The sequence below is a fragment of the Ornithinimicrobium humiphilum genome (assembly GCF_006716885.1).
Lineage (GTDB): Bacteria > Actinomycetota > Actinomycetes > Actinomycetales > Dermatophilaceae > Ornithinicoccus > Ornithinicoccus humiphilus.
In genome coordinates, this window is sequence record NZ_VFPU01000001.1 from 1,705,171 (window position 1) to 1,719,755 (window position 14,585).

Annotated in this window: 16 protein-coding genes; 6 read left to right on the forward strand and 10 right to left on the reverse strand. The window is 71.0% G+C overall.

Annotation, left to right across the window (positions count from 1 at the left end):
- Positions 1–262 precede the first annotated feature (262 nt).
- The gene (locus tag FB476_RS07930; protein ID WP_141401503.1) at positions 263–499 is read left to right on the forward strand and encodes a hypothetical protein; all 237 of its coding nucleotides are present in this window, start codon (positions 263–265) and stop codon (positions 497–499) included.
- 44 nt (positions 500–543) lie between these two features.
- On the opposite strand, the gene FB476_RS07935 is transcribed toward FB476_RS07930, so the two are convergent.
- From FB476_RS07935 to FB476_RS07945, 3 genes are all read right to left on the reverse strand, one after another.
- Positions 544–1,122, reverse strand: a complete 579-nt coding sequence (locus FB476_RS07935) for a hypothetical protein (RefSeq protein ID WP_141818284.1) — start codon at positions 1,120–1,122, stop codon at positions 544–546.
- Positions 1,123–1,343: 221 nt separating this feature from the next.
- Positions 1,344–2,036 carry a hypothetical protein gene (locus FB476_RS07940; protein WP_141818285.1) on the reverse strand — a complete coding sequence of 231 codons (693 nt, stop codon included), beginning with the start codon at positions 2,034–2,036 and terminating at the stop codon, positions 1,344–1,346.
- Positions 2,033–2,557 (reverse strand): SigE family RNA polymerase sigma factor, encoded by a 525-nt coding sequence (locus FB476_RS07945; protein WP_141818286.1) that lies wholly within the window; start codon positions 2,555–2,557, stop codon positions 2,033–2,035. Before FB476_RS07945 ends, FB476_RS07940 begins: the two co-directional genes overlap by 4 nt.
- 449 nt (positions 2,558–3,006) lie before the next feature.
- Between FB476_RS07945 and FB476_RS16445 the strand changes: the two genes are divergently transcribed.
- The 3 genes from FB476_RS16445 to FB476_RS07960 are packed head-to-tail and all read left to right on the forward strand — an operon-like array spanning position 3,007 to position 5,611.
- A complete protein-coding gene (locus FB476_RS16445) occupies positions 3,007–3,828 on the forward strand; it encodes a peptidoglycan-binding protein (RefSeq protein WP_170233577.1) in 822 nt (273 codons plus the stop codon).
- Between the two features lie 6 nt (positions 3,829–3,834).
- Positions 3,835–4,482 carry an ABC transporter ATP-binding protein gene (locus FB476_RS07955; protein ID WP_141818288.1) on the forward strand — a complete coding sequence of 216 codons (648 nt, stop codon included), beginning with the start codon at positions 3,835–3,837 and terminating at the stop codon, positions 4,480–4,482.
- 28 nt (positions 4,483–4,510) lie between these two features.
- Positions 4,511–5,611 (forward strand): FtsX-like permease family protein, encoded by a 1,101-nt coding sequence (locus tag FB476_RS07960; RefSeq protein WP_141818289.1) that lies wholly within the window; start codon positions 4,511–4,513, stop codon positions 5,609–5,611.
- Positions 5,612–6,049: 438 nt separating this feature from the next.
- Here FB476_RS07960 and FB476_RS07965 read toward each other — a convergent pair whose 3' ends face one another.
- The 6 genes from FB476_RS07965 to FB476_RS07990 all read right to left on the reverse strand — a co-directional run bounded on the left by FB476_RS07965 (position 6,050) and on the right by FB476_RS07990 (position 11,148).
- Positions 6,050–7,672, reverse strand: a complete 1,623-nt coding sequence (locus FB476_RS07965) for an ABC1 kinase family protein (protein ID WP_202876932.1) — start codon at positions 7,670–7,672, stop codon at positions 6,050–6,052.
- 139 nt (positions 7,673–7,811) lie between these two features.
- Complete coding sequence (locus FB476_RS07970; protein ID WP_141818290.1) at positions 7,812–8,069, reverse strand: hypothetical protein; 258 nt, start codon at positions 8,067–8,069, stop codon at positions 7,812–7,814.
- A gap of 118 nt (positions 8,070–8,187) precedes the next feature.
- Entirely contained in the window at positions 8,188–8,754 is a 567-nt protein-coding gene (locus FB476_RS07975; RefSeq protein ID WP_141818291.1) for a hypothetical protein, read from the reverse strand.
- A 14-nt stretch (positions 8,755–8,768) separates the two neighbouring features.
- Entirely contained in the window at positions 8,769–9,914 is a 1,146-nt protein-coding gene (locus tag FB476_RS07980; protein WP_141818292.1) for a zinc-dependent alcohol dehydrogenase, read from the reverse strand.
- Positions 9,915–10,008: 94 nt separating this feature from the next.
- Positions 10,009–10,554 carry a flavodoxin family protein gene (locus tag FB476_RS07985; protein WP_238329612.1) on the reverse strand — a complete coding sequence of 182 codons (546 nt, stop codon included), beginning with the start codon at positions 10,552–10,554 and terminating at the stop codon, positions 10,009–10,011.
- An 84-nt stretch (positions 10,555–10,638) separates the two neighbouring features.
- On the reverse strand, positions 10,639–11,148 hold the full coding sequence (locus FB476_RS07990) for an NUDIX hydrolase (protein ID WP_202876933.1): 510 nt from the start codon (positions 11,146–11,148) through the stop codon (positions 10,639–10,641).
- Between the two features lie 118 nt (positions 11,149–11,266).
- On the opposite strand from FB476_RS07990, the gene thrS reads away from it, so the two are divergent.
- Positions 11,267–13,258 carry a threonine--tRNA ligase gene (thrS, locus tag FB476_RS07995; RefSeq protein ID WP_141818294.1) on the forward strand — a complete coding sequence of 664 codons (1,992 nt, stop codon included), beginning with the start codon at positions 11,267–11,269 and terminating at the stop codon, positions 13,256–13,258.
- A gap of 7 nt (positions 13,259–13,265) precedes the next feature.
- Positions 13,266–13,751 carry a hypothetical protein gene (locus FB476_RS08000; protein ID WP_141818295.1) on the forward strand — a complete coding sequence of 162 codons (486 nt, stop codon included), beginning with the start codon at positions 13,266–13,268 and terminating at the stop codon, positions 13,749–13,751.
- 63 nt (positions 13,752–13,814) lie between these two features.
- Here the strand turns inward: FB476_RS08000 and map are convergent, their stop codons facing one another.
- On the reverse strand, positions 13,815–14,585 hold the full coding sequence (map, locus tag FB476_RS08005) for a type I methionyl aminopeptidase (protein WP_141818296.1): 771 nt from the start codon (positions 14,583–14,585) through the stop codon (positions 13,815–13,817).

Below are 14,585 nucleotides of genomic sequence, written 5' to 3' on the forward strand. Positions count from 1 at the left end.
CCGCCCTGGTCCGCTGTCAGCCCCCTAGATCTATGCGGCAGTACAGGATGTCATCTCGCGCGTCTGTCGAAGTACTAGGGCCAAGGCCATACTTGGGCACATGGGCAAAAGGGCGTTCGCTGGAAGCGGGATCGTTGCCGTCGTGGCGGCTTGCTCAAGCGTGCTGGTGGCGTGCGAGAGTGCGCAGGACCCCGGATCTGGTGTGCCGGTCACGTCCAGCCCGGCCCGGGAAGAATTGGTGTGCCCGGAGAACACTGAGGACGTGCAGTTTGACTACGACATGAGTGACCCATCCTTCCGTCACACGACGGCGGAGGAGGCGATCCTCCTCGACGCCGTTGGCGGCGGACGGCTCCCTGCTGGCCGAGATGTCGAGGTCGCCCCGACGCGATGGCACCGCCTGGACGACAGTGGTCAAGTGGTGGTCGAGTTTCGCGTTGGCCGCACCCCCGATGGTGACTACTACCTCGACGGCTACACCCGATGCTCGGACTCTTAAGGTTTGCGGCAATAGCGTGCGTCGGTCGGGGTGGCTCTGGCGGGCTATTCGTCGGCGTAGAGCACGTCTTGGGGCGGTGCGTCGGGGCACCAGGTGCTTTCGCCCAAGGTTGCCTGTACTTCCGGGGGTGGTTCTACTTCGGTGTGCGGACTCCAGTGCTTGTAGCCGGTGGCTGCATATTCTGCGACGAAGGTCTCGAACGATGGTGGCTCAGGCGGAAAGACGCCGTCTGCTTGCATGCACGGGATCGTGTGGTTGACACGCCAGTCGTACAGGACTTGCAGCTGCTCTAGGGAGTAGGGGCGGAGGTATTTCTCGTCGAGCGGGTATTGGGCCATGCAGATGTACGTGGCACGTTTCAGGTCGTCTTCCTGACTGAGATCGAAGGATATGCCCGCCTGGCCATGCTCGTCTTGCGTGGTCGGAAACCCTTGCTCGGCCATGCACTCGGGCTGGATGGTGGTGTTCCATTCGCCCGTGTCGACGGTGCGGACAGGTTCGACCGCGGGCGGTTCACCGTCCAGTCCGGCCTGCTCCCAGTACTGCTGCAGAGCTTCGGCATTGCTGCGGGGTGGCCCGGGTGGTGCTTGCTGCAGTGAGCGCGTGAGTTCGTCTTGGGACATGGAGGAGGAGGCGTCCGTGCTTGCGGGGGACACGGCGGAGCTGTTGGTGTCCTCCGTCGTAGGCGAGCCGTCGGGCGACGGCCCTGGCGCGGCGGCGCAGCCGCCCAGCACCAGGACGATAAGGGGTAAGGAGCGGGCGGCGGCTCTTAGACCTGTGCGCATGCTCCTCAACGCCTGCGGAGCGCTCCGGGTTGGGTCGAGGTTTTGCGAGAACTGCTGCGTCAGGGCGTCCCGGGCATTGGGCAGGTCCGCATCGCAGAGGCAAGACTCTTGCTCATGTTGGCGGAGAGGTAGGGATGCCAGTCGACGTAGCCGTCGCTCAGGTCGTCGGCGAATGCGGGCTGTGAGGGGGCTGTTGCGTAGGGCAGGTCGTTCTCACGCAGGCAGTCAGTGACGTCGGCGTAGACCGTGTAGATCGTCACGGAGGCCTGTTCTTGTTGCTCTGTGCCGACGAAGGTTGGCCACCCCTGGTCGAAGGCCGTGATGCCCAGTGCGTCAGCGCAGTCGCGGATGGCGGCGTTGGCGTCAGGTTGGGTCCGACCCTGGCCGACCTGGACGCTCAGCGTGTCCTCTGTGGCCGATGCTTGCCATCCGCGGTATTGAAGGCAACTCGCCGTGAGCAGGTTCGACACGGATGGTGCGGTGGGGAGCCCAGTCGAATCGGGCGTCTGAACGGGGCTCGTGACCACGACCCTGCCTTCGCCGGCGGGCACCGGTGCCGGCTGCTCCTTCGGCAGGCCGGCCCAGATGCCGACGACAGCGAGGATGGTGAGGACGCCGGCGCCGCCGTGCCGGCGTCGCCGTGCCCGTCGGCCCATCGACCAGGCGGTGGATGCCAGGTCGGGTTCGGGGATCTCGTCCGCGACCTGCCGCAGGGCGTGTGCCAGGCCGTTCGGCGTGCGGTCGGAGTTCACCGTAGCTCCTGGGCTGTCTCGTCGATCGCCGGGATGAGTCGGCGCAGTTTGCGCAGAGCGTCGCTGGCTTGGGACTTCACAGTGCCTGGGGCGATGTTCAACGCCTCGGCGATCTGCACCTCGGACAGGTCCTCGTAGTAGCGCAGCACTATCACCGCTCGTTGTCGAGGCGGGAGCTGAACCAAAGCGCGTCGGATCTCGTCGTTGGTCAGCCACGAAGCAGTGCCATCGGGAGCCTCGTGGCTGCCGAAGAGTCCACCGGGGTCCTGGTGGTCGGCAAGGTGCTCCCGGCGCAGGCGCCTCCACCTTGAGATGGCGTCCCGGTACAGGATTCGTCGCACGTAGGCCTCCGGTCGCTCGTCCCGTAGCCGTTCCCACCGACTGGCCAGCTTGACCAGGGCGTCCTGGAGCAGGTCCTGCGCCAGGTGGTGGTCACCGCAGATCAGGTAGGCCGACCGCAGGAGCGCGCCCTGTCGTGCGCGGACAAAGGCGACGAAGTCGTCCTCGCTGCCTTGCGTCATGCATCTCCTCGTCGACCTGGTTCTCTTCAACGCACGAGGAACCAGGCAGGTTGGGTCGTGGTCTGGACCCAACCACATCACGCACTGGCGCGTTGGGAAGCGTGACCCCTTTATCCTCGTCCCCTCCACCTCGCCCGCATGTGCAGCCGCGGCGACGGCCCCCCTGGGTGACGCGGGCGGCCGTCGTCGCGACACTGGCCCTCGCGCTCAGCGCCGTGGCTGGCCTCGCCTGGTGGGCATCACGGGCAACCCTGACTCCGTCACTGGCAGTCGACGTTCCCCAGGAGGGAGCGCAACAGGTCGTGTGGGCGCAGGCGACGTCAGGGTCGGTGGGGCGGTCTCTGCCGTTGTCGACGACATTGCGGCAGCCAGCCGTGCCGGTTGCGCAGAACACCTTCACCGGGGTCGTCACCCGGGTGTCACCGGGGGAGGTGGACCAAGGGGACGTCGTGTACGTCGTCGGGGACACACCGGTGCGTGTGGTGCAGGGCGAGGTGCCGTTCTGGAGGGACCTGGCCCCCGGGGCCAAAGGCAAGGACGTGGCCGCCCTGCAAGAACTGCTGATCGACCAGGGGCACCTGGACGGTGAGGCCGACGGTGACTTCGGGCCGGCCACGTTGCGGGCCCTCCGCGCCTGGCAGAGGGCCGAGGGGCGCGAGCAGACCGGGACCGTGCCGCTGGGCGCGCTGATCTGGGTGCCCGACCTGCCCGCGGTGGTCCAGCTCGGTGAGGCCATCGTGGTCGGAAAGACGGTGGGCGGGGGTGAGGACGCGGTCCTCGCGCCGACCGGGGCCCGCGAGTTCGTGCTCGTCGTGACGCAGGACCAGGCACGGTTGATCCCGGCCGAGGCCACGGTGGAGATCACCTACGAGGGCCACACGTGGGACGCGGTGATCGCGGGGAGCGAACTGGATGAGTTCGGCTCGACCACGTTCGAGCTCACCGCACCCGACGGTGGCGAGGTCTGCGGCGAGGCGTGCGGTGTGCTGCCCAACGACGCGCAGGTGACGCTGCGTTCGGAGGTGGTGATCGTGCCCCAGGTGGAGGGCACCACCGTCCCGGCCGCCGCGGTCGCCACCCGCGCAGATGGCACCGCCTACGTGGTCACCGACTCCGGTGAGGTCGAGGTGACCGTGGCCGGGTCCGGGCAGGGCGTCGCCGTCCTCGAGGGCATCGAGCCGGGCACCCGCGTCCAGGTCCTCGACGGCACCCCAGGACCGCAGCCCGCCCAGGCACCGGGTGACGGCGCCGAGGCCACCGGGAACGGGTGAGGGATCGTGCTGGCGGTACGCGACCTGGCCTTTGCCTACACCCGCGGCGGGGAAGAGCTCTTCGACGGCCTGACGCACAACTTCACCCCGGGCGCGGTCACCGCGGTCACCGGGCCCTCCGGGCGCGGTAAGTCGACCCTGTTGTACGTGCTCGGGCTGATGCTCACCCCGACCCGCGGGGCTGTCCTCCTCGACGGCCAGGACGTGTCCTCCGCGCCCGACGCGACCCGCTCCCGGGTGCGGGCGCACCGGGTCGGGTTCGTCTTCCAGGACTCTGCCCTCGACCCCACCCGCACGGTGCTGGACTCGGTGCTCGAACCCGCCCTCTACGCCGGCTGGAGCCTGACCGCCGCACGGGTCCGGGCGCGGGAGCTCCTGGACCAGCTCGGCGTCGGCGACCGCGCGGACCACCGCCCCGGGGAGGTCTCCGGCGGGCAGGCCCAACGCGTCGCGGTCGCAAGGGCCCTGGTCACCGACCCCGCCGTCGTCCTGGCCGACGAGCCCACGGGCAACCTGGACAGGGACAACGCCACCGGTGTCCTCGCGGCGCTGTCCGCGGCCGCCGGCACCGCAGGCGGCACGCCCCGCACGGTCGTGGTCGCCACGCACGACCCGTTCGTGCTCGAGCACGCCGACGAGGTCCTGGCCCTATGACACCCACCGCGACGACGGGGCGCCGGTCGTGAGGCCGCTGCTGCTGGCTCGGGAGGCGCTGGCCACCGCGTGGGCGACCAAGGTGCCCACCGTCCTGGTGCTGCTGCTGGTCGCGACGATGTGCGCGGCCACGATCGCCACGGTCGGGCGCACCGCCGCCGCCGAGCAGCAGCTGCTGACCCGGCTGGACTCGGCCGGCTCCCGCGTCCTGGTCGTCGCCGACGCCCGCGGCGACGGTCTCATCACCCCGACCGTGGTGGACCAGGCCACCGGTCTGTCCACTGCCGAACGCGCCGCTGGCACGCTCATCCCGGTCGACGTGGTCAACGGCGTCATCGGGCAGGGCGGCACCCGGGTCCCCGCCTGGGGCGTGCACGGAGACCTGTCCACGGTCGCGACCCTGACCGCCGGACGCTGGCCCGGCCCCGGTGAGGCGATCGTCACCCAGGCCGCGATGGACCGCCTCGGGATGGACCACCCCGTCGGGTGGGTCGCGCAGGCCTCCACCACCGTCGTCGACGACTGGTCCGTCGTCGGCTCCTTCACCCCCAGAGAACCGTTCGGCGACTACGCCACCGGCGTGCTGTACGTCGCCCCCGAGGGGCGTGACCTGGACTCCCTGCACGTCGTCCTCAACACCGCTGGTGCCGCGCAAGTCACCCAGTCCCAGGTGCTGCGGCTCATCGACCCACCGGCACCGGACGCGCTGACCATCACCTCCCCGGTCTCACTGGCCCAGCTGCAGGACCAGGTCACCGGCGACCTGGCCCTCTTCGGTCGCACCCTGCTCCTCGGCGTCCTCGGCGCCGGGGCGCTGCTCGTGGCCATCGTCACCCTGGCCGACGTCCTCGTGCGCCGGGCAGACCTCGGCCGCCGCCGCGCGCTCGGCGCCACCCGCACCACCATCATCACCCTCGTCGTCCTGCGCACCCTGACCCCCGCCCTGGCCGGCGCGGCGACCGGCACCCTCGTCGGCGTCCTGCTCACCCGGCGGCTAGGGGCCGTCCCTCCCTGGGACTTCATCACCGGCACCGCCACCCTCGCCCTCCTCGCCGCCACCGTTGCCGCAATCCCGCCCGCCCTCTACGCTGCCACCCGCGATCCCGTCCGGGTCCTACGCACACCCTGAATTGCGGTGTGTCCCCACGATTTCCAGCGAGTCGTATCACTGGCCGACTGATCGTGGCGGCAGCAATCCAGTGACTGTCCGCTTTCCTCGCCCCTTTGTTGAGGTTGGCGGTGATGTCGAACGGGGATGCTGGCCCTGTTGCTCCATGCCTCGACTGTTTTCCTCGGAAAGCATCCCCGAACTGAGCCTAATCATCCCCCGCAGCCGGCAGACGCGGTCTCTCCCTTGCGCGCAGAATGAAACGCCGGTGATTCTTGCGAGGCGTCTGAGGGGTCTCAGGCCGTTCGTCTCCAGCATCCGGACATCGGCGGAGTCGCGATGTCACGCACCTGGGTCGAGCCGATCACCGGCATCTCCCTGACGACTGCGTGCTTGTAGGCGGTGCAGAAGGGTGTCGATGCGGCCTTCCCCTACCCGCTCGTGGAGACTGTGTCGGCGTCAAGAGGCGGTAGGGCCCCGGCGCCGCAACGGAATACCGCGCAGAGAACCCCTAGCCAGGTAGGTGCCGAGGGCACCCAGCGCGCCCGCCCCGGCGATCACCAGCGGCCCCTGCAGCGCACGGCCCTTGCCCTGGTTGGTGGCGACGATGTGGCCCACGCCGTCGATCAGTGCCGCGGCGATGAGACCGGCGATGACCCGGTTGCTGATGCGATCGGCGTCCTTGAGCGCCTGCTGCAGGTCGTTCGCGCGCACGGAGACGTCGAAGCCGCCCCGCTCGAGCACGTCGGCCAGCGACCGTAGGGTCCTCGGCGTGTGCGCCCCTGCGTCCGCGAGATCACGAGCGACCTGGACGAGGCGGTCGAGGATCTCGTCGGGGGAGTGGCGCCGCACCGCCAGCCGAGCGGCATAGGGAGCCAGCACGTTGCTGAGCTGGAACTGCGGGTCGAGGCGCCGGCCCAGACCCTCGGCCATGAGCAGCATCTTGAAGAGCAGCGCGAGGTTGGTGGGGAGTCGCAGCTGGTGCTGCCGCACCAGGCTCAGCACGTCCGTGATGAGCCCGGTCAGCGCCAGGTCGGCGAGCGGGACGCCGGTGAGCTGGTCCACGAGGGGCTGCAGCCCCTGGCGGAGCCCGACCTTGTCGACCCCGGGAGGGTTCCCGACCAGGTCGAGCATCGCCTCGGTCGTGCGGTCCAGGTCCCCTCGCAGGAGCGGGATGAGGAGGGCGACCAGCTGGGAGCGGAGCGTGTCGTCCAGCTCGCCCACCATGCCGAAGTCGATCACCGCGAGGGTGCCGTCGGGTCCGACGAAGAAGTTGCCCGGGTGCGGGTCGGCGTGGAAGAAGCCATCCTCGAAGACCATCTGGCACAGCACGCCGGTGGCCCGGACCGCGAGCTCGCGGCGGTCGATCCCGGCGGCGTCCAGGCCGTCGAGGTCGTCGATCTTTAGGCCACCGACCCGCTCGAGGGTCAGCACCCGTGAGGTCGTCGCCTCACAGATCACGGCCGGGATCTGCACGCGCGGGTCGTCGGCGAAGTTGGCGGCGAACCGCTCGGCGTTGTTCGCCTCCGCGAGGTAGTCCAGCTCCGCCCGCAGCGTCGAGGCGAAGTCGCGCACGAGGCCGACCACGTCGTAGGACCGGGCCGCCTGCCAGTGGCGGGTCGTCGTGGCGGCGAGGTTGTGCAGGATCTCCAGGTCCATCTGGACGGTCTCCACGGCACCGGGCCTGCGGATCTTGACCACCACCGGGAGGCCGGCCAGCGTCGCGGCGTGGGCCTGACCGATCGAGGCGCTGGCGAGCGGCGCCGGGTCGAAGTCGTCGAACAGCTCCGGGCCGCCGATCTCCTCGCCGAGGGTCTCCAGAATTGCCTCGATCGGGACGGGAGCGGCAGCGTCCTGCAGCTTGGCCAGCTCGGCGGTGTACTCCGGCGGCAGCAGGTCCGAGCGGGTCGACAGCAGCTGGCCCAGCTTCACGAAGGTAGGTCCGAGCTCCTCCAGCGCCAGCCGTAGGTGCTCGGGACGGGAGTGCGCGGGGGAGTGCGGGCGGCCCGGGAGGCGCAACCGGCCGGGCAGCCCCATGGACCCGATGGCGGCTCCGAACCCGTGGATCGTCAGGGTCTCCACGATCTCGCGGTACCGGTCCCGTCGCGGACCTACCACCGGTCACCTCCAGGGGCGTCTCACCAGGTCGCACCTCCTGCGGGAGGATGCTCCTCCACCCTATCGACGGGTATGCCGTGCCCGGCGGGGTGCTCGGACCTGGCTAGATCCCGAGCAGGACGTAGTAGGCCACGCCCAGCGCGACGAGCGCCGTCCCGACCACGAAGCCGACCCGGCCGCCGCGCACCAGGAACCAGCCGAGGAACGCGAGCGTGACCAGCCCCGCGACGAGCGAGACCTGACCGATCGCGGCCCCCATGCCATCGGCCGTCGGAGTGCCGGTGCTCGGCTGCATCAGCACGCCGGCGCCGTAGACGACGGGCACCAGCGCGAGCAGCGCGCCGATGGCGGCGACCGCCATCGCCCATCCCGGCGACCAGCCGCGCCGTCCGGACCACCCCGACCCCATAGCCACCCCTGAAGTGCTCATGCGTCAGTGTGGACCCTCCGGGCCCGCGCGCGCAGGATCTCGGGCGATCTCAGGGCCTGCGCAGCAGCCGGCGCCCCACGAGCACGGCTCCGACGCCGGCTGCGACCAGCGGTCCCGCGGTGACGATCGGGTCCATCCACCGGTGGTTGTGGTCCACGCGACGGGCGGTGGTGCGCGGGTCGGGTCCGCCGTGCGTGACCTCGCTCCGCAGCCCGGTCGCCACGGGGTTGGAGACGCGGCCCGAGGTCAGCTCGCGCACCGAGCTCTCGACGACGTCGACCCGGTCGGCGGCCAGGAGCAGCAGCCAGTGGGCGGCGCGCGCCTCGCTGTAGCGGCGGAAGGCCAGCCGCCGGATGGCGCCGGAGACGCCCCTCGGGGGATAGGTCGTCCCGAAGACCGGGGTGAGGCGGGCGTGCTCGATCGACCGCTCGCGCGGGTAGGTCTCGGGCTGCTGCTCGGGCAGGTCCCACCAGGCACCGGTGGCGCGGGGGTCGAAGCGCTCCCGCGGGACGCTGGGGCGGTCGGCGGGGTCGAGGTCGGCGCCCCACCCGGGGATGCGGGCCCTCAGCTCCTCGGAGGAGGGGGCGCGGCTCGGCTTGTCTGCGGGGTACGGCACGGTGTCCTCCTGCGTCAGTCGCCGACGGTGACCAGGGGCTTGATGCACCCGTCGAGCTTGGCGGACATGATGTGGTAGCCCTCGGGGAGGTGCTCCAGGGGTATGCGGTGGGTCACGATCTCGGTCGGGTCGAAGTAGCCCGCCCTCAGGTGCTCGAGGAGCCGCGGCCACTGCCGCTTCACGGGGCACTGGTTCATCCGCAGCGTCAGGCCTTTGTTCATCGCGTCGCCGAACTTCACGGCGCTGAACATCGGTCCGTAGGCGCCGACGACCGAGACGGTGCCGCCCTTGCGGACCGCGTCGATGGCCCAGTTGAGCGCGACGGGGGAGCCGCCCTGCAACTTGAGCTTGGCCGAGGTCACGTGCATGAGCAGGTTGCCGTCGGCCTCGGCGCCGACGGCGTCGATGACCCGGTCGGCCCCGAGGTGGTCGGTCACCCTCTTCAGGAGCACGACGATGTCGTCGTGCTCGGCGAAGTTGTAGGTCTCCGCGAACGCGAAGGTGCGCGCCTTCTCCAGCCGGTGCTCCAGATGGTCGACGACGATGACGCGGCCGGCGCCCATGAGCCAGGCCGACCGCGCTGCGAACAGGCCCACCGGCCCCGCGCCCAGGACCACCACGGTGTCGCCCTCGACGATGTCGGCGAGCTGGGCCCCGAAGTAGCCGGTCGGCAGGGCGTCGGTGAGCAGCACCGCGGTCTCGTCCGAGATCCAGTCGGGGATGAGGCTCGGGCCGGCGTCGGCGAAGGGCACCCGGACGTACTCCGCCTGACCGCCGTCGTAGCCACCGGTGGTGTGGGAGTAGCCGTACATCCCGCCCACCGCCGTGGCGTTGGGGTTGACGTTGTGGCAGTTGGAGTAGAGCCCGCGGGCGCAGAAGAAGCAGGTGCCGCAGAAGACGTTGAAGGGGACCATCACCCGGTCGCCGACCTTGAGGTTGCGCACCGACGGGCCCACCTCGTGGACGGTGCCGATGAACTCGTGGCCGAAGGTCGTGCCGACCCGGGTGTCGGGCATCATCCCGTGGTAGAGGTGCAGGTCGGAGCCGCAGATCGCGCCCATCTCGACCTTGACGACCGCGTCGTTGTGGTGCTCGATGCGCGGCATGTCCTTCTCGCGCACCTCGACCCTGTACGGGCCGCGGTAGACCAGTGCTCGCATGGATCCTCCCCGGGTGGAACGTGCGGACCCATGCAGCGTCGCACGCGGCTTCCCGGGCGTCCGCCCGAAGCGACCTCGGGGGAGAGCGCCCGACTCAGAGCAGGCGCACCAGCTCCGCGCCCCACGCCCGGGCGCGGGCCAGCTCGCCCTCCTCGAGGGGCCCCTCCATCCCGCGCACCCAGAAGACCTCGGGCTCGCGGACGATCTCGAAGCCGAGGTGGCGCAGCCGGCGTGCGGCCGCCCGGCTCGCGGTGCCCGGGAGGTTGGGGCGTCGGACGTGCGTGTCGAAGGTGGCGGCCCGCCGGCCCGCGGCCGGGGAGGCGGCCTCGAGCCACTCGCGTATGCCGGTGCCCGGGTCCGTGCCGCCCCGCTCCGAGGCGTCGTGCCGGGTGCCGGGCCGGCTGAGGCCGAAGGCGTGGGTAGGTGCACCGACGACGAGCAGGTCGGTGTGCACCTGGTCCAGCGGCGGTGCGGAGGCGACGCCGACCACCGTGGCGCCCTCGCCGAGGCCCTGGGCGATGGCCTCGGCCACCAGGCGGGTGTTGCCCCAGCAGGACTCGTGCACGACGAGCGCCGTCGGGACGTCGCGGCCGGGCAGGGTGGACGGGTCGGAACGGGTCACGGTCATCGTGGTCGGCATGGCGCACCTCCTCGTGCCCTCCCAGCGCACCACCGGGGGCGGCTCGCCGCAGCGACCTGGGTCACGCCCGCGGTGTCTGGTGCGTCACGTGGCGGCGACCGCCAGCCGGCGCGGCACCTCGGCCAGCGCGAGCCGCGCCCAGGTGCGGACCTCCTCGGTCACCGGGCGCTCGAGCAGCCCCGCCTCGTCGACCCACTCCATACCCTCGTCGCCGAGGGGGCGGGGGAGAGGTGCCTCGGGGGCGACGCCGTCGGGCACGGCGAAGTAGATGAGGTCGATGTGCTGGTGGCCGGGGGAGATGTCCTCGACCTGGATGCCCTCGGGGCGCAGCAGCTGGCGGGGCGCGCCGGGAGCGAGGTGGTCGATGCCGGGAGATCCCACCAGGCTCACGGGCAGCCCGGTCTCCTCGAGCGTCTCGCGCCGGGCCGCGTCGTCGGGCAGCTCGTGCGGCTCGATGTGCCCGCCCGGCGGGAGCCACAGCCCGAGCTTGCGGTGCGGGTGCAGCAGCACGTGACCATCGTGCACGACGAAGGTCGCGACCGTGAAGTGCTTGACGATCCCGTCCGGCGGCTCCCGGTCCTCGACGTGTCCCACGCGGGCGACCATAACCCTGCAGGTCCGCAGCACTGTGGGCGGTAGTGTTGGAAAACGCGGCCCGACCGGACCGCGAGCCGCAAGCAGGCCCACCCGAGCACCCCCGAGGAGCGCACCCGTGCCCAGCCAGATCACCGTCCACGTCGCAGGCAGCGAGCGAACGGTGGAGCAGGGCACCACCGCCGGCGACCTCTTCGCCGACGACCGCGAGGTCGTCGTCGCCCGGATCGGCGGCGAGCTGCGCGACCTGACCCACGTCCTCGAGGACGGCGACGTCGTCGAGCCGGTGCTGGTCACCGAGGAGGACGGCCTGGCCGTGCTGCGCCACTCCTGCGCCCACGTCCTCGCCCAGGCCGTCCAGGACGCCTTCCCCGACGCCAAGCTCGGCATCGGCCCGCCGGTCCGTGACGGCTTCTACTACGACTTCGACGTCGACGAGCCGTTCACGCCCGACGACCTCAAGCGCCTCGAGAAGTCGATGCAGCGCATCATCAACTCCGGACAGACCTTCGCCCGCCGCGAGGTCAGCGACGACGAGGCGCGCGCCGAGCTCGCCTCCGAGCCCTACAAGCTCGAGCTCATCGGGCTGAAAGGCCGGCCCTCGGACACGATGCCTGAGATCGAGGGCGCCGCGGTGGAGGTCGGCGGCGCCCAGCTGACGATCTACGACAACGTCGACCGCAAGGGCGAGGTCGTCTGGGGCGACCTGTGCCGCGGCCCCCACGTGCCGACGACCAAGCTCATCGGCAACGGCTTCAAGCTCATACGCACCGCCGCCGCCTACTGGCGCGGCTCGGAGAAGAACCCCCAGCTGCAGCGCATCTACGGCACCGCCTGGCCGACCAAGGAGGACCTCAAGGGCTACCTCGACCGGCTCGCCGAGGCCGAGCGCCGCGACCACCGCAAGCTCGGCGCCGAGATGGACCTCTTCTCCTTCCCCGAGGAGGTCGGCCCCGGCCTGCCCGTCTTCCACCCCAAGGGCGCCATCCTGCGGCGCACCATGGAGGACTACGTCTGGCAGCGCCACGTCGACTCGGGCTTCTCCTACGTCACGACCCCGCACCTGTCCAAGGAGGGGCTCTTCCACACCTCCGGGCACCTGCCCTACTACGCCGACGGCATGATGCCCGAGCTCGACGACGACGGGCAGGCCTACCGCATCAAGGCGATGAACTGCCCGATGCACAACCTCATCTACCGCTCCCAGCAGCGCTCCTACCGCGAGCTGCCGCTGCGCTACTTCGAGTTCGGCACCGTCTACCGCAACGAGAAGTCCGGCGTGCTCCAGGGCCTGACCCGGGTGCGCATGATCACCCAGGACGACAGCCACTCCTACGTGACCAAGGAGCAGGCGCCCGGCGAGATCCGCCACCTGCTCGACTTCGTCCTGGGCCTGCTGCGCGACTTCGGCCTCGACGACTACTACCTCGAGCTGTCCACGCGCGACGAGACCGGTGACAAGAAGGACAAGTTCATCGGCTCCGACGAGCAGTGGGCCGAGGCGACCGCGGTCCTCGAGGAGGTCGCCCGCGAGTCCGGCCTCGAGCTGGTCGCCGACCCGGGCGGCGCCGCCTACTACGGCCCCAAGATCTCGGTGCAGGCGCGCGACGCGATCGGCCGCACCTGGCAGATGTCGACGATCCAGTACGACTTCAACCAGCCCGAGCGCTTCGGGCTGGAGTACTCCGCCGCCGACGGCACCCGCCAGCAGCCGGTGATGATCCACTCGGCCAAGTTCGGCTCGATCGAGCGCTTCATCGGCGTCCTCACCGAGCACTACGCCGGCATGTTCCCGCCGTGGCTGGCGCCGGTCCAGGTGCTCGGCGTGCCGGTGGCCGAGGACTTCGACGACTACCTCAAGGAGGTCGCCGAGCAGCTGCGGGCGGCCGGGATCCGCGTCGAGCTGGACCTGTCGGACGACCGCTTCCCCAAGAAGATCCGCAACGCCAGCAAGAGCAAGGTGCCGTTCATCCTCATCGCCGGCGGCGAGGACCGCGACGCCGGCGCGGTCTCCTTCCGCTACCGCGACGGCTCGCAGAAGAACGGCGTGCCCGTGGCGGAGGCGGTGGCCGAGATCGTCCAGGCCGTCCGCGACCGGGTGCAGGTCTGATCCGGCCGTGGCGTCGCTGGGGGAGGAGAGCGCCCGGGTCCGGGTGCGCCGCCTGACCGAGGACGAGTCCTTCCTCCTCGGTGCCCTGCACCTGCAGGCCCTGCGACGCCGCGGCGTCGACCCCTCGTCCGGGCGCAGCACCGGCAGCCACGTCACGGCCCTGGCCGCGGCGTGGCAACTGCGCAGCGCCGACCTGCCCGCCTGGGTCGCCGAGTGCGACGAGCAGCACGTCGGTATGGCGGTGTGCCGGCTCCCCGTGCTCCCCCACGTCGGGCGCGGCCTGCCCGAGCTGATCGCCCTGGAGCCCCTGGGCGCGCCGGGACCCGAGCCCGTCGCCCTCGCGCTGGTGCGCGCTGTCGTGACGTGGTTCGGCCGCGAGGGCTATCCCAGCGTCGACGTCTCGCCCGAGGTGGCGCTGCCGGGCGCCGTGCTCGACGCCGCTCGGGCGGACGTGCTGGGGCGCACGATAGTCAGCCTGCCGACGCGTCCCTGACGGACCGGACCGGCTGGCGGGCCGCGAGGTCGCCGGGGACCTGCTGTTCGGACGGGTCCTGCGTCAGTCGACCCTGGTCAGAACGATCGGGTCGCCCGAGGTGATCGCCACGGTGTGCTCGACGTGGCAGGTGCGGGCGCCGGTGGCGCTGCGCAGCGTCCAGCCGTCGTCGTCGACGACGAGCTCGTCGGTGTCGGCCATGACCCACGGCTCGATGGCCAGCAGCATCCCGGGGCGCAGCACCGTGCCCTTGCCGGGGCGGCCGTCGTTGGCGATGTGGGGGTCCTGGTGCATCGTCGAGCCGACCCCGTGCCCGCCGAACTGGGTGTTGACCCGGAAGCCGGCGCGCTTGAGCGTCTTGCCGATGGCGTGGGAGAGGTCGCCGACGCGGTTGCCGGCCCGGGCGCGCGAGATCGCGGCGGCCAGGGCCTTCTCCGAGGCGTCGATCATCCGCTGCTCGTCCGGCGTCGCCGGTTGACCGACGCTGAAGGTGATCGCCGCGTCCGCGACCCACCCGTCGATCGACACGGCGAAGTCGAGCGTGAGCAGGTCGCCGGCCCGCAGCGCGTAGTCGTGGGGCAGCCCGTGCAGCACGGCGTCGTTGACCGAGGTGCAGATGACGTGCCCGAACGGCCCGCTGCCGAAGGACGGCGCGTAGTCCACGTAGCAGGACACCGCCCCCACGTCCTCGATGCGCTGCGCCGCCCACTCGTCGATCTCCAGCAGGTTGGTGCCCACGCGGGTGCGCTCCCGCAGGTGGCGGAGGGTCTCGCCGACGAACCGTCCGGCGGGCCGGGCCGCCTCGACCTCGGAGGGGCTGAGGATCTCGATCAT

Excerpts from the sequence above, each read along its gene's own strand:
- FB476_RS07970 (WP_141818290.1), bottom strand. The coding sequence starts at position 8,069 with ATGGCGGTCGCCGCCATCGGCGCGCTGCTCGCGCTGGTGCCCGTCGTC.
- FB476_RS07945 (WP_141818286.1), bottom strand. The coding sequence starts at position 2,557 with ATGACGCAAGGCAGCGAGGACGACTTCGTCGCCTTTGTCCGCGCACGA.
- FB476_RS07985 (WP_238329612.1), bottom strand. The coding sequence starts at position 10,554 with ATGCCGACCACGATGACCGTGACCCGTTCCGACCCGTCCACCCTGCCC.
- FB476_RS07980 (WP_141818292.1), bottom strand. The coding sequence starts at position 9,914 with ATGCGAGCACTGGTCTACCGCGGCCCGTACAGGGTCGAGGTGCGCGAG.
- FB476_RS07935 (WP_141818284.1), bottom strand. The coding sequence starts at position 1,122 with ATGTCCCAAGACGAACTCACGCGCTCACTGCAGCAAGCACCACCCGGG.
- map (WP_141818296.1), bottom strand. The coding sequence starts at position 14,585 with ATGATCGAGATCCTCAGCCCCTCCGAGGTCGAGGCGGCCCGGCCCGCC.